Source organism: Sporichthyaceae bacterium, assembly GCA_036269075.1.
In the GTDB taxonomy this organism is placed as follows: Bacteria; Actinomycetota; Actinomycetes; order Sporichthyales; family Sporichthyaceae; genus DASQPJ01.
In genome coordinates this window covers 78,890-99,112 of record DATASX010000036.1, presented here as the reverse complement: position 1 = coordinate 99,112, position 20,223 = coordinate 78,890, and the positions used below count along the sequence as shown (strand labels likewise).

Here is a 20,223-nt window from a genome sequence, read left to right as displayed (position 1 = left end):
CATGCGGGACTATCTGCCATTCCTCGTCCTGGGGATCACCTCCGGGTCGATCTACGCCCTGGCCGCGATGGGCCTGGTCGTCACGTACACGACCTCCGGGGTGTTCAATTTCGCGCACGGCACGATCGCGATGGTCAGTGCTTACGCGTACTACACGTTGACGGTCTCCTGGGGCCTGCCGAGCGTGGTCGCGTTGCTGCTGGTCGTGCTCGGGCTGGGTCCGCTGATCGGGGTGATCGTCGACCGGGCGTTGTTCCGGCGATTGCAAGGTGCCGGTTCGGCGGCCTACGTGGTTGTGTCCATCGGCCTGCTGGTCGCACTGCAGGGCCTGGTGATCATCGGCTACGGGCCGACCAACCGACCGGTCCCGCAGATCTTCCCGTCGCGGGTGGTCCGGCTGCCCGGCGTCAACGTCGGGTACGACCAGATCGCGATCACACTGATCGCCGGTGCGGCCGGGCTGGCGCTGGCGATGTTCTTCCGGCGCACCCAGACCGGGCTGGACATGCGCGCGGTGGTCGACGACCCGCACCTGACCGAACTCACCGGCGCCGACGCATCGCGAACCACCACGCTGGCCTGGATGCTCGGCTCGTCGTTCGCCTCCCTGGCCGGTGTGCTGTTGGCCCCGATCCTCGGCGTCGACGCACTGCTGCTGACCCTGCTGGTCGTGCAGGCCTTCGGTGCGGCGGCACTGGGCCGACTCACGAGTCTTCCGATCGCCTACTCCGGTGCGATCGGGCTCGGGGTGATCGGCCAGCTGTCGACCAAGTGGGTCAGCGGTGTCGCCGACTCGCACCCTTGGCTGGCGGGCATCCCGAACAGCCTTCCGTTCATCGCGTTGTTCGGGGTGCTGCTGGTCAGCAGGAAGGGCAGCTTCACCGAGCTGACCCGCAACAGCGCGCCGCGCAGGACCGTCGCGACGCTGACCGCCGGCGCGCGCCGGTTCCCGGTCTGGGTCATCGGCGGGATCATCGCCGTCGCGGCGGTCGTCCCGGCTGTGGCCACGGACAGCCGGATCACCACAGCTACGACGGCGTTGGCGATGCTCGTGGTGTTCAGCAGCCTCAGCCTGCTGCTCGGCCTGTCGCGACAGATCTCCTTGTGCCACGCGGTTTTCGTCGCGCTCGGCGCCACCACCCTCGGCCACCTGCAGCAGCACGGCGTTCCGTTCCTGCCCGCACTGCTGCTGTCCGGGCTTATCGTGGTCCCGATCGCGGGCCTGCTGTCGATCCCCGCCGTCCGGCTGTCCGGGCTGTTCCTGGCCCTGGCCACCTTCGGTTTCGGAGTGCTGTTCCAGAACCTGCTGTTCGGCACCGGGGCCGTGTTCGGCGTCGCCGGACAGATCGCGATCCAGCGTCCCCGGGTGTTCGGGCACACGCTCGACGGCACCGGTTCGTTCTACTGGTTCGTGCTGGTGATCGCCGTCGTCTCGATCGTCGCGATCGAGATCCTGCGGGCTACCCGGCTGGGTCGCGTGCTGCGCGCCACCGCGGACAGCAACGTCGCGGTGGAGACCCTCGGCGTGAATACCACGGCGGCCCGGGCGCTGGTCTTCTGCGCCAGCGGATTCTTCGCGGCGATCGCCGGTGGACTGCTGGGCGCGCAGGTGACCAGCGTGAGCACGTCGAGCTTCACGTTCTTCCACTCGCTGATCTGGGTTGCCGTGCTTGTCGCGGCCGGGGCGGCGACGCTCGGCGGAGCGGTGCTGGCTACCGGTCTGCTGGTGGTCGTCGCGGCGTTCTTCACCTCGGCCGAGGTCATCAACTACCAGACGGTCGCCTTCGGGCTGGGCGCGATTCTCTTCGCCCAGGCGCCGAACGGGATGGTCGGTGGGCTGGACATGTTGCGCGCCACTACCGCTTGGGCGCGGTTGTCTGCTGACGGACCGTCACGGGTCGCCGCCAACCGGTCACGGGCGCGGCAGCGCTTGGCCGGAGAGGTGGGCAGATGACGCTGCAACTGCGCGGCGTGCGAGCCGGGTACGGCCGGACCGAGGTGCTGCACGAGGTCGGGCTGACCGTCCCAACCGGTTCCGCGGTGGCCCTGCTCGGTTCCAACGGCGCGGGCAAGACGACGTTGCTCAAGTCGGTGGCCGGTCTGGTGCCGATCACCGGTGGCGACGTGGTGTGGCGCGGCGAGTCCCTGCGCACCGCGGCGCCGCACGACCGGGTCGCCGCCGGCGTGTGCCTGATCCCCGAGGGTCGAGGCATCTTCCGCAACCTGACGGTTGCGGAAAACCTGGCGATGCACGTGCGCGGAAAGAATCGTGCCACGGCGGTCCAGACCGCGGTCGAATACTTCCCAGTGCTGGGCCAGCGGCTGAAGCAGATCGCCGGGACGATGTCCGGTGGCCAGCAGCAGATGCTGGCCGTGGCCCGGGCCCTGGTGACCAGCCCGTCGCTGCTGATGATCGACGAGCTGTCGGTGGGTCTGGCGCCGGTCGTGATCGACGAGATCTTCGCCGCGATCGAGGTGTTGCGGGCCAAGGGCGTCTCGTTGCTGATCGTCGAGCAGTACGTGCATCGCGCGCTGGCGATCGCCGACTACGTCTACGTGCTCCAGAAGGGCCGCATCGTGTTCGTCGGCGAGCCCGCGCAGTGCCAGGGCGGCGCGGTGTTCGAGCGCTACCTCGGGGAAGGTGTCGCATGAGCGCTGCGGAGGGCTTGCGGGCCGACGGCGTGGTCGTCAAGTTCGGCGGCCTGACCGCGCTGGACGGTGTCGGGGTGCACGCCCCGCCCGGGCGCATCACCGGGCTGATCGGCCCGAACGGCGCGGGCAAGACCACGCTGTTCAACGTGTGCAGCGGCTTGCAGGTCGCGGACGCAGGCACAGTCCGACTCAACGGCACCGACCTCGCTCGGCACGGCCCGTCGTCCCGGGCTCGCCTGGGCCTGGGCCGAACGTTCCAGCGGCTGGAGCTGTTCACCTCGATGACCGTGCGGGAGAACGTCGAGTTCGCCGCCGAGGCCCGCTGGCTGAGCTGGGACCCGATCTCGCAGCTCGGGCTGCGCCACGCGGGCCGCGGCCGGCGGCGGGAGATGCGCCGGACGGCCGATCAAGTCCTGGCCGACACGGGTCTGCTGCCGTTGGCCGACCGGGTCGTCGGATCGCTGTCCACCGGGCAGGGCCGGTTGGTCGAGCTGGCCCGGGCGATGGCCCGGCGCCCGCAGGTCCTGCTGCTGGACGAGCCGTCCAGCGGCCTGGACCCGGCCGAGAGCCACCAGTTCGGCCGGCTGCTGCGCGAGTTGGTCGACCGGCGGGAGATCGGCATCCTGATGGTCGAGCACGACATGAGCCTGGTGCTCGACATCTGCGACTGGATCTTCGTGCTCGACTTCGGCCGGCCGTTGATGGCCGGCACCCCGGCCGACGTCCGGGCCAGTGAGGACGTCCGATCCGCCTATCTCGGCAAGGAGGCTGTGGCATGAGACTGACCCGCCGTCACATCGCACCCCTGGTGGTTCTGCTCGTCGGTGGGCCGGCGCTCGCCCCGTGCGCCCGGGCCGCCGCGGCCGACGACCCGCCCCGGGTCACCGGCTGGTCCAACCTGATGGACTACATGGCCACCGGCTCGAAGCTGGCCATCCCGGAGGTCTACGGCATCGGGACCTCGATGGCGAACCTCGGGCTGGCGCAGTTCCCGGCGCAGGCGGCGCCGTTGACCAAGCAGGTGTTCCTGGCCGAAGGATCCGGGCCGCAGGCGTTCGCCGCCACGCAGCCCGGTGCCGCGCAGATGATCGCGGCAGGCCGGTCCGGCGCCGCCCCCTTCGCCGCGTTCAACCCACAGGCCAACGGCGTGCTCTCGGCGATGTCCTCGAGCACCCGCGCCGGCGCGACCGCTCTGCACCCGGTCCTGCAGCCGTTCGATCTGACGGCCAGTCAGTTCGCCGACTACCTGGACAGCCTGCAACAGAAGTAGGCCCCCGGGCACCTACCCGGCCAGCACTTCGTCGACGTAGGCCTCGGCCGGGCCGCGCAGCGACTCGTGGGCCTCGAGGAACACTTCGTGCGCCTCGCGTCCGGACCAGGCCGTGGGCAGCAGCTCCAGCGGCAGGTCGGGATCCCGGAACGGGAACATCCGGTAGTCGTGGACCAGCAGCATTCGTTCGGTGAGCGCGCCGCGGCCGCTGAACTCGCCGGCCCGGTAGCGGGTCAACCTCAGTTCGTACTGCTTGCGCAGTTCGGCGTAGTCGTGGTCCAGCGCCGCCAGGTCCCAGCACCGCAGCGCTATGTCGCGGTCGTACGCCGGACCGTCGGACCGGGCGTGCAGCACGTCGAGCGACACGGTCTCGTGCCCCCCGAACTCGTCGCGGATCGACGCGGTGCGGTCGTGCGGGCTGACCCAGACCGATGCGGACATCGGCCCGAACCCGAGCCAGGCCAACTTCTTCCGCATCTGCTCACGCAGCGCCCGTTCGGTCTCCGGGACCTGGTACATGACCATGTGCCAGCAGCCGTCCCAGGCGTTCCGCTCCCGGTCGAAGATCCGCGACCGGCCCTCGTCGAGCAGCCGCCAGGATGCGTCGGTCAGCCCGTAGCTGGCCTCGCGTCCGCTGCGGGTGCCCTGCAGCCAGCCCTCGGACCGCATGCGGGTGACCACCACGCGGACCGAGGGCTCGGGGACGTCGAAAGCGCCCATCAGTTCGATCAGCGCTCGCAGTCGGACCGCGCCGCCGCGGTAGCGCAGGTAGTCGCCGAACAAGTCGAACACCAGCGAGCGCGCTTTCACCGCCGTCCCCTCTGCTCCGGCCTCGACTTCTGCTGCGGCAGCTTACGGCCGGGGCCGGCGGGTCCGGGCGGTCCGACACCTGCGGAGACCACCCGGTGTCGGAACTGTTTCAAACATCCACCGGACGTCTGTTGAATGTTTCGGATCGGGGCGGCAGACTTCGGACTCATCGACGGCGGGAACTACGAGACGCCACCGTTGGGGCAGGCCCCGGCGGCGGACGGGCGACCCGAGCAGCGGGAGAAACGATGACGGCCACCGAGTCCTCGAACACGGACGAAGCCACTGCCCTGGCGGAGTTGTACGCCGACTTCGCGGCGGCACACCTGGCGCCGCTGTGGACCCAACTGGCCGGGCTGATGCCGCAGGCGCCGACACCCGAGGCGATGCCGATGCTCTGGCGTTGGGGACAGCTGTACCCGCTGGCGGCCCGGTCCGGTGAGCTGGTCCCGGTCGGGCGCGGCGGGGAACGACGGGCGATCGCGCTGGCGAATCCGGGGCTGGCCGGCGCACCGTTCGCCACCTCGACCCTGTGGTGCGCGATCCAGTACCTCGGGCCGCGGGAGGAGGCGCCGGCTCACCGCCACACGCAGAGCGCCTTCCGATTCGTCGTGGACGGCGACGGGGTGTGGACCAACGTCGAGGGCGACCCGGTAGCCATGCGTCGCGGGGACCTGCTGCTCACCCCGGGCATGCACTTCCACGAGCACCACAACACCACCGACCACCCGATGGCCTGGATCGACGGGCTGGACATCCCGTTGATCCAGCGGCTGGAGGCTAGTTTCTTCGAGTTCGGGCCGGATCAACTGAGTACCCGTCAGACGCCTGCCGCATCCCGTAACGAACGCCTCTGGGGCCATCCCGGGTTGACGCCGTTGGGCGCGGCCCGCGGCACCGCGTCGCCGCTGCTGGCCTACCGCTGGGAGCACACCGACGCCGCACTGCGCGCACAGCTGGAGCTCGAGGACGAGGGGCACCCCGCAGTGGTCTCGCCGGGCCATGCCGCGGTGCGGTTCACCGACCCGGCGACCGGCGGCGACTGCCTGTCGACAATGCGGTGCGAGATGCACCGACTGCGTCCGGGCGCGGCGACGGTGCGGATCCGGATCGCCGGATCCGCTGTGTGGCAGGTGTTCTCCGGGTCCGGCGTCGCTCACGTCGGCGCCGAGACCTACCGGTTGAGCGCCGGTGACCTGTTCGCGGTGCCGTCCTGGGCGCCGGTCCAACTCGAGAGCGAAGCAGGCCTGGACGCGTTCCGGTTCTCCGACGAACCGGTCCTGGAAGCGCTGGGCCTGGCCCGGAAGGAGATCCCGTGAGCGAGCTTGCGAGTGAACAAATGTCGCAGTGTCCACCGATATCAAGCCCGCTGGGACCTACGGAGGTGCGCCGGTGAGACTGGCGACGATTCGTGTCGCGAACTCGACCCACGCGGTGCGGGTCGACGACGATTTCGCGGTCGAGACCGATGACCCCGACGTCGGCGCACTGCTGCGCCGGCCGGATTGGCGGGCCGCCGCAGCCGCGGCCGATGGATCGCGGCACGCTGTCGACCAGCTCGACTACGCGCCGGTCGTGCCGTGGCCGGAGAAGATCGTCTGCGTCGGGCTGAACTACCGCAGCCACATCACCGAGATGGGTCGCGACCTGCCCGAGCACCCGACCCTGTTCGCCAAGTTCGCCCGCGCTCTGGTTGGCGCGCACGATCCGGTCGTACTGCCCCGCGGCTCGACCGAGGTGGACTGGGAGGCCGAGTTGGGCGTCGTCATCGGCAGCCCGGTCCGCCACGCCGACCTCGCGCAGGCCCGCGCCGCGATCGCCGGGTACACCGTGGTCAACGACGTGACCGCCCGCGACTTCCAGTTCCGAACCGTGGAATGGTTGCAGGGCAAGACTTTCGAGCACTCGACCCCGGTCGGGCCCTGGCTGGTCACCGACGCCGAACCGGGCACGCTGAGCTGCACGGTCGACGGTGAGCAGATGCAGTCGGCGGACACCGCCGACCTGCACTTCGACCCGGCGGCACTGGTGGCCTACATCTCCGCGATCGTGACCCTGGTGCCCGGCGACCTGATCGCCACCGGCACGCCGGGCGGGGTCGGGCACGCCCGCAAGCCACCCCGGTACCTGCGCCCGGGCAGCGAACTGGTCACCTGGATCGACGGGATCGGCCAGTGCCGCAACGTCTGCGTCGAGGAGGTCTGAGGTGCGAATCGCGGTGGTGGGCGGCGGGCCCGGTGGCCTGTTCCTGGCCACCTTGCTCCGCCGGGCGGCCCCGAACGTCGAGGTGACCGTGTTCGAGCGGAACCGGGCGCAGGACACCTTCGGCTTCGGCGTCGTGTTCTCCGACCGCACGCTGGCCAACATCCATGACGCCGACCCGGTCCTGCGCGAGGCCCTGGACCGGCACGGCCGGCACTGGGACGTCATCGAGGTGCGGCTGAAGGGCGAACGGATCCGCTGCGGCGGCAACGGGATGGCCTCCGTCGTGCGGCACACCCTGCTGCGGCTGATGCAGGAGCGCGCCGCCGACGTCGGCGCCGCACTTCGGTTCAGCACGCCGGCGAGCCTGGCGCAGCTGCGCGACTTCGACCTGGTCGTGGCCGCCGACGGGACCGGTTCCACCGTGCGCTGCGAGCTGACCGAGGCCGGCGTCGACCTGGGCGAGACCGTGACGACCGCGGCCGCGAAGTTCATCTGGTTCGGCGTCGACCACATGTTCGACGGGCTCACGTTCCTGCACGAGCGCGGTCCGCACGGGGTCTTCGCCGTGCACGGGTACCCGATCAGCGACGAGGTGTCCACGTTCATCGTGGAGACCGACGAGCAGTCCTGGCACGCCGCCGGCCTCGACCGGTTCGACGTGGAGCAGGCGCCCGGGCCCAGCGATGAACAGTCCCGGCGGTACCTGGAAGAACTGTTCGGCGAGCAGATCGGCGGGGCTCGATTGCTGACCAACAACTCCCGCTGGGGGAACTTCCGGACCCGCCGCACCGCCCGCTGGACCACCCTGCACCCCGTGCCGGTGGCACTGCTCGGGGACGCCGTGCACACCGCGCACTTCTCCGTGGGTTCCGGCACCAAGATGGCGATGGAGGACGCCGTCGCGCTGTGCGCGGCGCTGACTGAGCACAGGTCAGACATTGCTGCCGCGCTGGCGGCGTACGAGGCCGCCGCGCAGCCCTCCGTGCGTGCCGTGCAGGACTCGGCGCGACCGAGCCTGGCCTGGTGGGAGAACTTCGGCCGCTACCACGACCACTTCGCGCCCTGGCAGTTCGGTTACCACTTCCTGACCCGCAGCATCACCGACGCGCGGCTGAGCCGGCGCGACCCGGAATTCGTCGCGGCCGCCCACCGGGCCTGGCGGGCAACGCACGGCGCGCAGGTGTTGGACACCCCGTTCGAGCACGCCGGACTGAGCTTGCCGAACCGCCGGGTCCCGGTGGTTCACGCCGCCGGGGTACCGGTCGCCGCGGGCGGGTCACCACTGCACGAGCGCCCGCCGGGCACCCGCCCGTGGGCCGCGCGGTTGGCCGCGCCGGAGACCGAGGCCGGCCTGTCGGAAGCGGCCGCCGTGCTGGCCGTGCTGGCCGACGGCGACCCGACATTCGTCGCCGTGCACGGCGGCACTGGGTTCACCCGCACCCTGCTGTGCGAGCGGGCACGCATGCACCACAAGACCCCGGCGCTGCTGATCGATCCGGACGGCGATCCCGACCGGGCGGTGACCGCGGTCCTGTCCGGCCGCGCCGATCTCGTCGCCGCCGAAGGTCTCGCGTGACCGCGCCCGCCCCGGCGCGGGCGCGGACCGGGGGCCTGCGGGCGTTGTTCCGACCCCGCGGGATCGCCGTTGTCGGGGCCTCGGCCGACCCGGGCAAGTTGGGCGCGGCACTGCTGCGCTCGTTGGAGTCGTTCCCCGGTTTCGTTGCCCCGGTCAACCCGCGGACTCCCGGCATGCACGTCGACCTCGCCGCGGCCGCCGCGGCCGGGCCGGTGGATTTGGCGATCCTGTGCCTGCCCGCCATGTCCTGCCCGGAGGTGCTCGCCGAGGCCGCCGCCGCCGGAGTCGGTGCGGCAGTGGTGTGCGGCGGGGGATTCGCGGAGGCCGGGCCGGCGGGCGTGGCGTTGCAGCGTCGGCTGGCCGAAACCGCTGCAGAGTCGGGAATCCGCCTGCTCGGCCCGAACACCTCCGGGTTCCTCGCCCCACCGATCGGGCTGCGGGCCAGCTTCGTACCGGGCACCACCGAGGTGCCGCCCGGGCGCGTGGCGGTAGTGGCCGCCAGCGGTGGGGTCAACCACGCCCTGGCATTCAGCTTGGCCGAGACCGGGCACGGCGTGAGCCTGGCCGTCGGGATCGGCAACGGGGTGGACGTCGGCGCGGCCGATGTTCTGGAGCATCTGTGCGACGACGCGGACACCACGGCGGTCGCCCTGCACGTGGAGACGGTCGCCGACGGGCCGCGCCTGGTGCGGGCGCTGCGCCGGCTGACCGCGATGAAGCCGGTCGTCGCGCTGGTCGTGGGCCGGCACGACGTGGCGGAGTTCGCCGCTTCGCACACCGGTGCGCTGGCGACCTCGTGGCGGACGACCCGGGCCGCGCTGGCCCAGGCCGGTGCGGTTCTCGTCGACGACGAGCGGGAACTCCTCGACGCGGTCGGGGCTCTGTCGGTCCGCCGGTTGGCCCCGGCACCCGCGCCCGGCGTCGGGGTGCTGATCGCCCAGGCCGGTCCGGGTCTGCTGCTGCTCGACTCGCTGAAAGGCCGTCAGATTCCGGTGCCGGAGTTGACGAAGTCGACGGTGGACCGGCTCGGTGGACTGCTGCCCCCGCTCACCTTCCAGCGCAACCCGGTCGACACCGGCCGCCCGGGACGCAACTTCGGTGCGGTGTTGGGCGTCGTGGCCGCCGACCCTGGCGTCGACCTGGTCGCCGGGTACGCGCTCGACGAGCCCGGGGCAGTCGACCTGGCTGCCGCGGTCGGCAACGCGCCCGCGACGGTTCCGGTGGTGTTCGGCATCGGCGGCGCCGGTTCGGACGTCCGGGCCACGCGGTCGCGGTTGCGTCGAGCCGGCGTGGCTGTGGTCGACACCCCGGCGGCGTTGGCCGCGGCCACCGCGGCGTTGGTGCGTGATGCGCGCGCCCGGCATCGCATGACGCGGCCGATCCTCGACCGCGCGCCGCGGACCGTGTCCGTGCCGACCGGTCCGCTTGACGAGCACCGGGCCAAGCAGCTGCTGGAAGCGCTGGGCGTCCCGGTTCCGGCGCGCCGGGCCTGCGGCGACCGGGCGGCCGCCCACGCCGCGCTCGGCGACCTCGGTGGGCCGGTAGCGGTGAAGATCCTGGACGCGAACGTGCTGCACAAGACGGAGATCGGCGGGGTGCACCTGGACGTCCGAACCCCGGACGACCTGGACCGCGCCTGGGACGCCCTGGCCGCGGTCGGCGCCCGAGCGGTGCTCGTCGAGCGGATGGCCGGGCCCGGGGTCGACCTGATCATCGGCGCGCGACGGGACCCGGTCTTCGGCCCGATCGTGCTGCTCGGCCTGGGTGGCGTGGCCGCGGAGGTCACCGCCGACGTGGCCGTGCGGCTGGCGTCGTTGACCGCGCACGACGCGGCGGAGATGCCTGATGAACTGGCCGGGGCGGCGTTGTTGGCCGGCTGGCGCGGTGGGCCGACCCTGGACCGCGACGCGCTGGCAACGATCCTCGTCGGCCTCGGGTACCTCCTGGCGAGCAACCCCCACTTGCTGGAGATCGAGGTCAATCCGTTGCGCCTGGGTCCGGACGGCCTGACCGCGCTGGACGCCGTCGTCCGCACCGATGAGGAGACCGATGGCCACCCCGATCGCTGAGCACCTCGTGCCTTGGCCGGAGGACTACGTCGCGCGCTACGTCGCTGAGGGCTACTGGGCCGGCCGGACGCTGTCCGATCTCCTCGACGAAGCCGCCGATCTGCGGCCGGCCGCGCTCGCCCTGGTCGACGGGGCAATGCGTCTGACGTACCGTCAGCTGATGGATCGCGCCGCAGCGGCGGCCGCCCGTTTGCGCGCGTTGGGCCTGCGCCGCGGCGACCGACTGGTGGTGCAACTGGGCAACACCACCGAATTCGTGGTGCTGACGCTGGCCTGCCTGCGCGCCGGAGTGGTCCCGGTCATGACGTTGCCCGCCCACCGGCACAGCGAGTTGAGCCACCTCGCGGCCCACGCGGAGGCTGTCGGCATCGCCGTGCCCGATTCGCTCTCCGGCTTCGACCACCAGGGACTGGCCCACGAACTCCGCGACGGCGCGGCTGGCCCCTGGCACGTCCTGGTCGCCGGGGATCACCTGGACACCAAGAGCATCGATCTGCGGGCCGTGTGCGCCCACGGGCCGGAGCGGCTCGCGGCGGAGGACCATCCGGACCCGCGCGATGTGGCGGTGTTCCTGCTCTCCGGCGGCACGACCGGCTTGCCGAAGCTGATCGCCCGGACCCACGACGACTACGCCTACAACGCCCGGGCCAGCGCCGCCGTTGCCGGACTGGACGCGCAATCGCGCTATCTGGTCTGCCTCCCGGCCGGGCACAACTTCCCGCTGGCCTGCCCTGGCATCCTCGGGACGCTCCTGGTCGGCGGCTGCGTGGTGCTGGCTGCTTCCCCGCGCCCGGACCGGGTTTTCCCGTTGATCGCGGCCGAAGGTGTCACGCACACCGCCCTGGTCCCGGCCGTCGCGATCACCTGGCTGGAGCACGCGAAAGAACAGGGCGCGGGGGAGTTGGCCCCGTTGCGAGTGCTTCAGGTTGGTGGCTCGCGGCTGTCGGACGAGCATGCCCGACGGATCGGGCCGGCGCTCGGCGTCGTGCTGCAACAGGTCTTCGGCATGGCCGAAGGACTGCTCAACTACACCCGGCTCGACGACCCGCCCGAGGTCGTCTGCACCACCCAGGGGCGGCCGATGGCCGCGGCCGACGAGATCCGATTGGTCGACGAACACGACGTCGACGTCCCGCCGGGGGCGCCCGGCTCGCTGCTGACCCGGGGGCCGTACACCCCGCGCGGGTACTACCGCGCGCCGGAGCAGAACGCCCGGGCCTTCACCGCCGGCGGCTGGTACCGCAGCGGCGACATCTGCCGGCTCACGCTTGAGGGCAACCTGATCGTCGAGGGCCGGGACAAGGACATGATCAACCGGGGCGGGGAGAAGATCTCGGCCGAGGAGGTGGAGAACCTGGTGCTGGAGAGTCTGACGGTCAGTCAGGTCGCCGCCGTGGCCATGCCGGACCCGGTCCTCGGGGAACGGGTCTGCCTCTACCTCGTGGCGCACCCGGGGCTCGCGCCGACGTTGGACGACATCCGCGCGGCCCTCGAGGAACGGAAGGTGGCCCGGTTCAAGCTGCCCGAGCACCTCGTGCTCGTCGAGGACTTGCCGCTGACCCGGATCGGGAAAGTGGACAAGAAGGCCCTGCGGGAGGACATCGCGCGTCGCCGGTCCTGAGTCCTGGGACAGTTAGGCTGCGCGAATGGACATGGCGCAGCCGGTCGCGGTCACCGGTGTGGCAACACTGCGTGGCCCCGCGGACGCCGGCATCGGGCCGGAGCCCATCGCGTTGCTGGCTGCCGCCGCGCACGCGGCCGCAGCCGACTCGGGTGAGCCGGGTCTGCTCTCCGCCTTGGACGGGATCTCGGTAGTCCAGCAGCTGACCTGGCAGTACGACGACCTGGCCGGCCGCCTCGCCGACCGGTTGGGTGTGAAGCCGGCGTGGGCCGAGGTCGGGCCGGTCGGCGGCGACACCCCGCTGACCCTGATCGCCGCCGCCGCGGAACGGATCAGCAGCGGGGCCAGCCGGGTGGAACTGGTGTGCACAGCCGAGGCGTTGGCGTCATTGCGGCAGGCGGCAGTGACCAAGGTGGAACCCGGGTGGAGCCGTAACCCCGGCGGGGTGTTCCAGGTGCCGGACGACTGGCGCGGCACGGAACGGATGCGGCGGCTGGGCATCGACTGGCCGGTGCGGGTCTACCCGTTGTTCGAGAACGCCCTGCGGGCCCGGCTGGGGCAGTCCTTCGCGGTCGCCCAGGGCTGGACGGGTCGGATCTACTCGCGGTTCACCGAGGTGGCCGACGAGGTCGCTGCGGCCTGGAACCCGGGCCGGCTGGAGCCGGAGGAGATCTTGACGCCGAGCCCGGCCAACCGGATGGTCTGCTGGCCCTACCCGTTGCGGGTCAACTCCCTGCTGGCCGTCGACCAGGCTGCCGCCGTGCTGCTGACCGCACCGGACGTACTGCCGGGCGGCGTGTACCTGCTCGGAGTGGCTTGCGGCGCAGATTCTCGGGACGTGCTCGACCGCCCGGACCTGAGCCGATCCGCGGGCTTGCAACGTGTTTTCGACACTGTCCTGAAGGAAACGGCAACAACCGTCGAGGACCTGACCGCGCTGGACCTCTACTCCTGCTTCCCTGTCGTCCCGAAACTCGCGGCGCTGGCCCTGCGCATTTCCGACGATCGTCCGTTGACCGTCACCGGCGGGATGAACGCGTTCGGCGGTCCGGGCAACGGCTATTCCCTGCACGCCGTTGCCCGCGCGGTCGAGGTCCTACGATCGCGGGGCGGCCGCGCGTTGATCCACGCCAACGGCGAGTACCTGACCAAACACGCCGCTGCGGTGCTGGGCGGCAGCGTCGTGCCCCCGCAGTTCTCCCGCCTGTCTGCGCCGGAGCCGGGGCCCGCGTGGCACGACGGCGCGGCCGAGAGTCTGACGGTGGAGACGTACACAGCCGAGTTCAGCCGCGGTGGGATACCCGAGCATGGTTGGGTGATCGGTCGGACGAACGGTGGTGCCCGGGTTGCGGGCACAGTGGGCGACGTCGCGACCCTGCGCGAACTCACCGATCCGGAGAACGAACCGATCGGCCGCTGCGGCCGACTCGTCGAAACCGACTCGACGGTGCCCGAGTTCTGGTTCGACGGGACGCGCACAAGACGTAGCTGACGTTCCGTCACTTCCGGGCGAGGACGACTGGGGTGGCAGCACCGGCCGGAGCCGGGCGGCGCAGCGGTTGAGAATGCGAGTCATGGCTGCTGAGCCCCAGGTTCTCTGTCCGGGCCTGGGACGGTACGGAGCACGATCTGGGTGACCGTCTCCTCGGCACCTATCCCGCGCAACTGCCGGATCGTCGCGTCGAGGTCGGTCAGGTCGGCGCAGTCGATGACCACGGCCAGGTCGTGGTCCCCGGCCAGCACCATCGCCTCCCGCACGTAGGGAAGTTCGACCAGTTGGTGCACGAACTCAGCAACGCGGGTCCACGGGTCGAGCCGCACCTGGACCAGAGCGCTCATCGGTTGACCGCCGCGGTGGACCAACCGACGTGCCACGAGGTCGGCCGCCGACTGGCTGCGCGGCCTGTGTCGGGACGGCGGGGTCAAGGTCCCGTTCACCCGACCACCGCCGCATCGGCAGCCCCGCAGCGATTGCGCAGCTCGTCCATCCGTCCCCCTGGCCCGGTCCCATTCCGTTGAGGAGATGGAATTTCGCCGATGGGCCGGAGCGCAACCGTCCTGACGTGTTCCTGACGCGGAACGCCTGGATCCGTACGCGGTGCCGACGCCGAGGGGTCCGTGAGCTCAGCGCGGCGCGGGGGTCCGCCAGGGCGAGGGCGTGGCGCTCGGAACCTGGCGCAGCGATTCCTGGACCGGGGCAGGCGGCGGTGCCGGCACCCCGCCGGCGGCCTCGAGGCGGTCGGGACGACCAAGGTCCAGGCCGCAGTTGATGCGCCCGTGTCCGTCGTCGCGGCGGTCGTCGGCGTCGGGTTCGTCGAACCAGTCGCCGTTCTCGGCCAGATACCGGAAGGCGTGCCAGGCGCCGACCGGCAACGTGACACTCGTGCGCCAGCGACCGTCCGCGCCGCGGGTGAAGCGGTGCGCGGCCGGGTCCCAGTCGTTGAAGTCGCCCACCACCGAGATCGCCCCGGCGGCGTGCTCGGGGCGCGGGACGATCACGAAGGTCACCACCACGGTCCCGGGCCGGGGCCCCCGCCCGTGGGCGATCATTGCCGGTCCCCGGGAGTCACGATCAACGCTGCCTCCCTCGCCGGTGATCCTGTCCCGAAGATGTACCCATTCGGCGCCCACCAAACAAGCGGCGCACCGGCGAGTCGTGACGCCGATGCGCCGTGTCGGATCGAGTGTCGCCTCAGTCGAACGTGGCCAGCGCCTTCGCCAGCGGTTCCAGCACGGCCGGGGTGTGCGGCGGCGGCAGGTAGATGATCGCCAACTGCAGGCCGACGGCGGCCAGGGCGGCGGTCTCGTCGAGCACCTTGCCGAAGTTCTCATCCTCCAGCCGGACGTGGCTGGACAGCAGAATCTCCTTCGGGTCCCGGCCGATGTCGGCGCAGTGGCCGTGCAGGATCTCGACCTTGCGGGCGAACTCCTCCGGTGTCCCGGCGCCGAAGTTCCAGTGCTGGGCGTACTTGGCCACGGTGCGCAGGGTCCGCTTCTCCCCGCTGCCGCCGATGCAGATCGGAGGGTGCGGACGCTGCGGGCCTTTCGGCTCGTTGCGGGCGTCCTTGAGCTGGTAGTACTTCCCGTCGAAGGTCGTCGTCTCCTGCGTCAGCAGGCCGACGAGCACCTCGCAGGCCTCCTCGAACCGGTCGCTGCGTTCGCGCGGCGTCCCCAGCTCGAGGCCGTACGCACCGGACTCCTCCTCGTTCCAGCCCGCGCCGATGCCGAGCTCGAGCCGGCCGCCGGAGATGATGTCGATCGTCGCGACCATGTTCGCCAGCACCGCCGGGTGCCGGTAGTGGATCCCGCTGACGAGGTTGCCCAGCCGTAGTCGCTTGGTCGCCTGCGCCAGCGCGGTGAGCGTCGACCAGCCCTCCAGGCACGGTCCGGTGGAGTCGGAGAAGATCGGATAGAAGTGGTCGAACACCCAGCCGGACTCGAAGATCTCCATCTCGTCGGCCGCCTGCCAGACGGCGAGCATGTCCGCCCACTCGGTGTTCTGGGGTGAGGTCTTGAAGCCGAATCGCATTGTCGGGTCCCTCCCTGGTTCTGCCGGCCCGCCGGGGTACCCTTCCAGGTAACCGGAGGCACCTCCGCTTGATCCGTAGACTAAGCGGAGGATCCTCCGTTTGCAAGGGCGAGGGGGTGAGCTGCCGGTGAACGAGGACCGACCGCTGCGCGCGGACGCCCGGCGCAACCGCGACGCGTTGCTGGCGGCGGCCGCGCAGGCGTTCGCGGCCGAGGGCCCGGAGGCGACGCTGGAGGCGATCGCCGCCGCCGCCGGAGTCGGCATCGGCACGCTGTACCGGCACTTCCCGACCCGGGAGGCCCTGGTCGAGGCGGCCTACCGGAACGAACTGGCCCGCTTGTGCGACAGCGCGGAGGAACTGCTGGCCACGCTGCCGGCCGCCCAGGCGGTCCGGGAGTGGATGGAGCGCTTCGTCGACTACGCGGTGACCAAGCGCGGGATGTCCGACGCCCTGCGCGCGCTGATCGCGGCCGGCGGCAATCCCTTCGCGCAGTCCCGCGACCTGATGCTCAAGGCATTGCAGACGTTGTTGGACGCCGGGACGGCGGCCGGCACCGTACGCCCGGACGTGGCCCCGGCCGACCTGCTGGCCACCCTGGGCGGGGTGTCGATGGTGGCCGGCGACGAGGCCGGCCGCGAGCAGGCCCGGCGCGTGCTGGACCTGGTGATGGACGGAATGCGGTACGGCGCCGAAAGCTCCGCCTCGGGCTGACCCTGCGCGGGCTGCGGTCGGCAGGCCGGCGCAGGTGCCCACCCGTTCTGACGCGGCCGGGCAGCTTGACCCTACTTACGAGTTGGCCCTAGCGTCAGGCTCGCGAGAGAGCCGGGGAAGCTGGTGAGAATCCAGCACGGTCGCGCCACTGTGAGCGGAAGAGGCCTTCGGGTCGGGCCCGCGAGTCAGGACACCACCTCTCGCCTGTGCCCAACGATCAGGGGACGCACGATCCCCGAAGGGAACTCGCAATGGCGATCTCATCCCATTCCGCGACTCGCCCGGCCGCCAAGGCCACCCCGGTCGTCGTCAGCCTGCCGAAGGCGATGCTCTGGTTGGTCGGCACCGCGATCCTGGCGATGCTCGTCTACTACTTCGTCGGCGTCGACGAGGGCATGAGCTCGGTGTTCGGCAAGTCGATGGTGCTGCACGAGCTCGTCCACGACGCGCGGCACTTCCTCGGCTTCCCCTGCCACTGAGCGGGCGCCCTCATGGCGAAACGACTGATCGCCCGCGGACTTCTCGCCGGCGGTATCGGTGGGCTGATCGCGTTCGTCTTCGCCCGGATCATTGCCGAGCCGCTGATCCAGAAGGCGATCGATTACGAATCGGCACGCGACGACATGATGGATCAGCTGAGGAAGGCCGCCGGGCTCGCACCCGGCCCGGCCGGGCCGGACATCTTCAGCCGGCACGTGCAGCGCAACATCGGCATCGGCGTGGGCATGATCGCCTTCGGGATCGCCATGGGAGCGATGGTCGCGGTTGTGTTCGCCCTGTGCCTGGGGCGCACCGGCCGGGTCCGCCCCAAGCCGTTGGCGCTGCTGGTGGCCGCAGCCGGTTACGTGACCGTCTATCTGGTGCCGTTCGCCAAATATCCGGCCAACCCTCCGGCGATCGGCCACGAGGAGACCATCCGATCCCGGGGCAGTTTCTTCCTGGTGATGATGCTGGCCTCGGTGATCACCGCGGTCATCGCCGTCTGGGCTGCCCAACGGCTCTCGCTGCGCATGGGAACCTGGAACGCGACCATCGTGGCGGGGCTCGGCTACCTGGCTGTCATGGGGATCCTGATGGCGATGCTGCCCGACCTGGGCAGGTTGCACGCCAACCTGGCCGAGTACGGCAGCCACGCCACCGAGACCCCACTGCCGTTGACCGACAGTCAGGGCAGACTGGTGTTCCCCGGCTTTCCGGCCGACGTGCTCGCCCAGTTCCGGGTCTACTCGATGTTCGCGCAGTTGCTCCTGTGGGGCGTGCTCGGCATCGTGTTCGCGCCGCTGGCCGAGCGCATCGTGGAACGGCGCGCGACCGCGCACAACGCCTCAGCAGAGGAACCGTTTCCCGCTTTGGTCTGACACTGCAGCACGCACCTCGGCCCGGCCACCTGCTTCATCCGGCGTCCTGACCGAGGAATGTCCTGGGCTGGTCGCCTGAGATCGACCGTCGGCTGCCGAACACGGCGGTGGCGGGCGAGGTGCCGGGACAGCCGGTGCTGGCCGCAGCCGTCGCGGTTCTGCTCCTCAGCCTCCGGCGGTGTGGGGGCTGCCGGCCACCGGGTGGCCCGCCGACGATCCGTCAGTTCTCAGCTTGGCGGGCACATTCGCGGTCCCGGGCAGGTCACGGGAGCCGGAGCGCCGGGTCGCGGTCGAGCTCGGCCCGGGCCAGCGTCTCCAGGTGCACCTCGTCCGGGCCGTCGAACAGACGCATCGCCCGGTGCCAGGCGTACATGCGGGCCAGGGGCGTCGTGTTGCTGACGCCGGCGCCGCCGTGGACCTGGATCGCCCGGTCGATCACCTCGACGGCCACCCGCGGCACCTCGACCTTCGTCATCGCCACCAGGTGTCGCGCGGCCCGGTTGCCCTCGGTGTCGATGACGTGCGCGGCGCGCAGGCACAACATCCGGGCGCCTTCGATGTCGATGCGCGCGCGGGCGATCTCGGCGCGTAGCAGTCCTTGTTCGGCCAACGGCTTGCCGAACGCGACGCGCGAGCGGGCCCGGGCGACGAGCATCGCAAGCGCGCGTTCGGCAGCGCCGAGGGCGCGCATGCAGTGGTGGATGCGGCCGGGGCCGAGCCGGGCCTGCGCGGCGGCGAATCCGCCACCGGGCTCGCCCAGCACCGCGTCGGCCTCCACCCGCACGCCGTCGAACCGGATCTCGGCGTGGCCGATCCGGTCGTGCTGGCCGAGCACCGTGAGGTCCTGGACGATCTGGATGCCGGGAGCGTTGCGCGGGACCAGGACCATGGTGTGCCGGCGGTGCGGCGGGCCCTCCGGGTCCGAGACACCCAGCAGGATCAGCAGTTCGCACTCCGGGTCCAGTGCCCCGGAGGTCCACCACTTGCGGCCGGTGATCCGGTAGCCGTCGCCGTCCGGCTCGATGCGGGTGGCGATGTTGGTGGCGTCGGATGACGCCACGTCGGGTTCGGTCATCGCGAACGCGGATCGGATCTGCGCCTCCAGCAGCGGTTCCAGCCACTTCTTCTGCTGCGCGGCCGTCCCGACCAGGTGCAGCAGTTCCATGTTCCCGGTGTCCGGTGCCTGGCAGTTCATCGCGGCCGGCGCGAGGTCGTTGCTCCAGCCGGACAGCTCGGCGATCGGGGCGTACTCACGTTGGGTCAGCCCCGAGACCGCGGGCAGGAACAGGTTCCACAGGCCGCGCTTCCGAGCCGTATCCCGCAGGGTCGGCAGCACCGGGGGGACCGAACGGTCGTCCGGGCCACGCCCGTTGCACCAGCGGTCGTGCTCGGCCTCGGCGGGCAGTACATCGTCCTGCAGGAACGAATACGCCTCTTTCAGCAGGGCTTCGGCTCGGGGTGACAGCTCGGGGATGCAGATGGACACCGCAGTCCTCCTGAACGACTCGACCGAGCAAATGATCGGTATAAGCTGAACGTAGCAGGCGTGAAGTGGTTGGCGTCAAGCCCTGCAGCGGACCAGGTCCAGCGCGAACTCGATGTAGTGCTCGGCGGTCTGCTCCGGCGTGGACGGTCCGTTCGGGGTCCACCACTGCGGCAGCGCGGTGCACAGCGTGACGACGGCGCGGGCCGCCTCCCGCGGGCGGGCGACGCCGAACAGGCCGCGCCGCGCGCCCTCCAGTACCTCCTCGTCGACCATGCGCTGGATCTGTGTCCGCAGGCTCGCGATCCGGGTGCGGTCCGGCTCCTCGAGGCTGCGCATCTCGCTGGCGCCGATGAAGGCCAGCTCGCGACGGTAGGTGTGGAACAGCGCCAGGGCCTCGACGAGTTGGTGCAAGCGGTCCACCGGGCCGTCCGCCTCGGCGCGGGCGCGGCCGCACCGGTCGAACAGGTCGTCCATCGTGGTGTCCAGCAGCGCGACCAGCAGGTGCTGCTTGCTCGGCCAGTGGTGGTAGACCCCGGCCACCGACATCCCCGCCCACCGGCCGATGTCCCGCACGGTCGCCCCGTGGTAGCCGAGTTCGACGAAGGCGAGCAGTGCGCCGTACAGCGGGGCGGGCAATTCCAACTCGGGGAACTCGCGCCAGGACCCCGGCTCCGGCGCGGGGTTCGCCTGTTCCGGAAGCAGTTCGGACGGGTCCACCGCCAGCAGAGTCGCCGCGGCCTCCAGCCGGGCTTTGTCCGCGCCGGTCCGGCCGTTCTCCAGGGCACTCCAGGTGCCGACGCTGACCCCGAGGCCGGCCGCCACCTCACGCACGGTCAGACCCCGCGCGACCCGGGCGGCCCGCAGCCGAGCACCGAGGGCCGCCCGGCCGCGCTCGTCAACTGCCATGTCCGCGACCTCCCCCGGCCCGCAGGGAA

19 protein-coding genes and 1 riboswitch are annotated in these 20,223 nt (G+C 71.2%); of the genes, 13 read left to right on the top strand and 6 right to left on the bottom strand.

Features of this window, described 5'->3' with window-relative positions:
• Position 1 precedes the first annotated feature (1 nt).
• Genes VHU88_07425 through VHU88_07410 form a run of 4 tightly spaced genes read left to right on the top strand, consistent with a single transcriptional unit; the run spans position 2 to position 3,922 of the window.
• Complete coding sequence (locus VHU88_07425; protein ID HEX3611503.1) at positions 2–1,954, top strand: ABC transporter permease; 1,953 nt, start codon at positions 2–4, stop codon at positions 1,952–1,954.
• Positions 1,951–2,652 (top strand): ABC transporter ATP-binding protein, encoded by a 702-nt coding sequence (locus VHU88_07420; GenBank protein HEX3611502.1) that lies wholly within the window; start codon positions 1,951–1,953, stop codon positions 2,650–2,652. The genes VHU88_07425 and VHU88_07420 overlap by 4 nt, the downstream gene beginning before the upstream one ends.
• The gene (locus VHU88_07415) at positions 2,649–3,431 is read left to right on the top strand and encodes an ABC transporter ATP-binding protein (protein ID HEX3611501.1); all 783 of its coding nucleotides are present in this window, start codon (positions 2,649–2,651) and stop codon (positions 3,429–3,431) included. The genes VHU88_07420 and VHU88_07415 overlap by 4 nt, the downstream gene beginning before the upstream one ends.
• Complete coding sequence (locus VHU88_07410; GenBank protein HEX3611500.1) at positions 3,428–3,922, top strand: hypothetical protein; 495 nt, start codon at positions 3,428–3,430, stop codon at positions 3,920–3,922. The genes VHU88_07415 and VHU88_07410 overlap by 4 nt, the downstream gene beginning before the upstream one ends.
• 12 nt (positions 3,923–3,934) lie before the next feature.
• Here VHU88_07410 and VHU88_07405 read toward each other — a convergent pair whose 3' ends face one another.
• Positions 3,935–4,732 (bottom strand): PaaX family transcriptional regulator C-terminal domain-containing protein, encoded by a 798-nt coding sequence (locus VHU88_07405; GenBank protein ID HEX3611499.1) that lies wholly within the window; start codon positions 4,730–4,732, stop codon positions 3,935–3,937.
• 248 nt (positions 4,733–4,980) lie between these two features.
• Between VHU88_07405 and VHU88_07400 the strand changes: the two genes are divergently transcribed.
• From VHU88_07400 to VHU88_07375, 6 genes are all read left to right on the top strand, one after another.
• A complete protein-coding gene (locus VHU88_07400) occupies positions 4,981–6,051 on the top strand; it encodes a cupin domain-containing protein (protein ID HEX3611498.1) in 1,071 nt (356 codons plus the stop codon).
• Between the two features lie 73 nt (positions 6,052–6,124).
• On the top strand, positions 6,125–6,937 hold the full coding sequence (locus VHU88_07395; protein HEX3611497.1) for a fumarylacetoacetate hydrolase family protein: 813 nt from the start codon (positions 6,125–6,127) through the stop codon (positions 6,935–6,937).
• Between the two features lies 1 nt (position 6,938).
• A complete protein-coding gene (locus VHU88_07390; GenBank protein ID HEX3611496.1) occupies positions 6,939–8,513 on the top strand; it encodes an FAD-dependent monooxygenase in 1,575 nt (524 codons plus the stop codon).
• The gene (locus VHU88_07385) at positions 8,510–10,582 is read left to right on the top strand and encodes an acetate--CoA ligase family protein (protein ID HEX3611495.1); all 2,073 of its coding nucleotides are present in this window, start codon (positions 8,510–8,512) and stop codon (positions 10,580–10,582) included. Before VHU88_07390 ends, VHU88_07385 begins: the two co-directional genes overlap by 4 nt.
• Positions 10,563–12,203, top strand: coding sequence for an AMP-binding protein (locus VHU88_07380; GenBank protein HEX3611494.1), 1,641 nt, complete (start codon positions 10,563–10,565; stop codon positions 12,201–12,203). Before VHU88_07385 ends, VHU88_07380 begins: the two co-directional genes overlap by 20 nt.
• A gap of 25 nt (positions 12,204–12,228) precedes the next feature.
• Positions 12,229–13,695, top strand: coding sequence for a hypothetical protein (locus VHU88_07375; GenBank protein ID HEX3611493.1), 1,467 nt, complete (start codon positions 12,229–12,231; stop codon positions 13,693–13,695).
• Positions 13,696–13,775: 80 nt separating this feature from the next.
• Here VHU88_07375 and VHU88_07370 read toward each other — a convergent pair whose 3' ends face one another.
• The 3 genes from VHU88_07370 to VHU88_07360 all read right to left on the bottom strand — a co-directional run bounded on the left by VHU88_07370 (position 13,776) and on the right by VHU88_07360 (position 15,732).
• Entirely contained in the window at positions 13,776–14,042 is a 267-nt protein-coding gene (locus tag VHU88_07370) for an Lrp/AsnC ligand binding domain-containing protein (GenBank protein ID HEX3611492.1), read from the bottom strand.
• 285 nt (positions 14,043–14,327) lie between these two features.
• Positions 14,328–14,753, bottom strand: coding sequence for an isoamylase early set domain-containing protein (locus tag VHU88_07365; protein ID HEX3611491.1), 426 nt, complete (start codon positions 14,751–14,753; stop codon positions 14,328–14,330).
• Positions 14,754–14,895: 142 nt separating this feature from the next.
• On the bottom strand, positions 14,896–15,732 hold the full coding sequence (locus VHU88_07360; protein HEX3611490.1) for an LLM class F420-dependent oxidoreductase: 837 nt from the start codon (positions 15,730–15,732) through the stop codon (positions 14,896–14,898).
• 127 nt (positions 15,733–15,859) lie between these two features.
• On the opposite strand from VHU88_07360, the gene VHU88_07355 reads away from it, so the two are divergent.
• The 3 genes from VHU88_07355 to VHU88_07345 all read left to right on the top strand — a co-directional run bounded on the left by VHU88_07355 (position 15,860) and on the right by VHU88_07345 (position 17,802).
• Complete coding sequence (locus tag VHU88_07355) at positions 15,860–16,444, top strand: TetR family transcriptional regulator (GenBank protein ID HEX3611489.1); 585 nt, start codon at positions 15,860–15,862, stop codon at positions 16,442–16,444.
• A gap of 78 nt (positions 16,445–16,522) precedes the next feature.
• Positions 16,523–16,661: riboswitch (cobalamin riboswitch) on the top strand.
• Between the two features lie 34 nt (positions 16,662–16,695).
• Positions 16,696–16,923 carry a CbtB-domain containing protein gene (locus VHU88_07350; protein ID HEX3611488.1) on the top strand — a complete coding sequence of 76 codons (228 nt, stop codon included), beginning with the start codon at positions 16,696–16,698 and terminating at the stop codon, positions 16,921–16,923.
• 12 nt (positions 16,924–16,935) lie between these two features.
• Positions 16,936–17,802, top strand: coding sequence for a CbtA family protein (locus tag VHU88_07345; protein ID HEX3611487.1), 867 nt, complete (start codon positions 16,936–16,938; stop codon positions 17,800–17,802).
• A 262-nt stretch (positions 17,803–18,064) separates the two neighbouring features.
• On the opposite strand, the gene VHU88_07340 is transcribed toward VHU88_07345, so the two are convergent.
• On the bottom strand, positions 18,065–19,288 hold the full coding sequence (locus VHU88_07340) for an acyl-CoA dehydrogenase family protein (protein HEX3611486.1): 1,224 nt from the start codon (positions 19,286–19,288) through the stop codon (positions 18,065–18,067).
• A gap of 75 nt (positions 19,289–19,363) precedes the next feature.
• Entirely contained in the window at positions 19,364–20,194 is an 831-nt protein-coding gene (locus VHU88_07335; protein ID HEX3611485.1) for a TetR family transcriptional regulator, read from the bottom strand.
• Positions 20,195–20,223: the final 29 nt, after the last annotated feature.

Coding starts and splice junctions, on each gene's coding strand:
- VHU88_07360 (HEX3611490.1), bottom strand. CDS start 15,732: ATGCGATTCGGCTTCAAGACCTCACCCCAGAACACCGAGTGGGCGGAC.
- VHU88_07370 (HEX3611492.1), bottom strand. CDS start 14,042: ATGAGCGCTCTGGTCCAGGTGCGGCTCGACCCGTGGACCCGCGTTGCT.
- VHU88_07420 (HEX3611502.1), top strand. CDS start 1,951: ATGACGCTGCAACTGCGCGGCGTGCGAGCCGGGTACGGCCGGACCGAG.
- VHU88_07335 (HEX3611485.1), bottom strand. CDS start 20,194: ATGGCAGTTGACGAGCGCGGCCGGGCGGCCCTCGGTGCTCGGCTGCGG.
- VHU88_07410 (HEX3611500.1), top strand. CDS start 3,428: ATGAGACTGACCCGCCGTCACATCGCACCCCTGGTGGTTCTGCTCGTC.
- VHU88_07425 (HEX3611503.1), top strand. CDS start 2: ATGCGGGACTATCTGCCATTCCTCGTCCTGGGGATCACCTCCGGGTCG.
- VHU88_07350 (HEX3611488.1), top strand. CDS start 16,696: ATGGCGATCTCATCCCATTCCGCGACTCGCCCGGCCGCCAAGGCCACC.
- VHU88_07345 (HEX3611487.1), top strand. CDS start 16,936: ATGGCGAAACGACTGATCGCCCGCGGACTTCTCGCCGGCGGTATCGGT.
- VHU88_07400 (HEX3611498.1), top strand. CDS start 4,981: ATGACGGCCACCGAGTCCTCGAACACGGACGAAGCCACTGCCCTGGCG.
- VHU88_07365 (HEX3611491.1), bottom strand. CDS start 14,753: ATGATCGCCCACGGGCGGGGGCCCCGGCCCGGGACCGTGGTGGTGACC.
- VHU88_07415 (HEX3611501.1), top strand. CDS start 2,649: ATGAGCGCTGCGGAGGGCTTGCGGGCCGACGGCGTGGTCGTCAAGTTC.
- VHU88_07380 (HEX3611494.1), top strand. CDS start 10,563: ATGGCCACCCCGATCGCTGAGCACCTCGTGCCTTGGCCGGAGGACTAC.
- VHU88_07375 (HEX3611493.1), top strand. CDS start 12,229: ATGGACATGGCGCAGCCGGTCGCGGTCACCGGTGTGGCAACACTGCGT.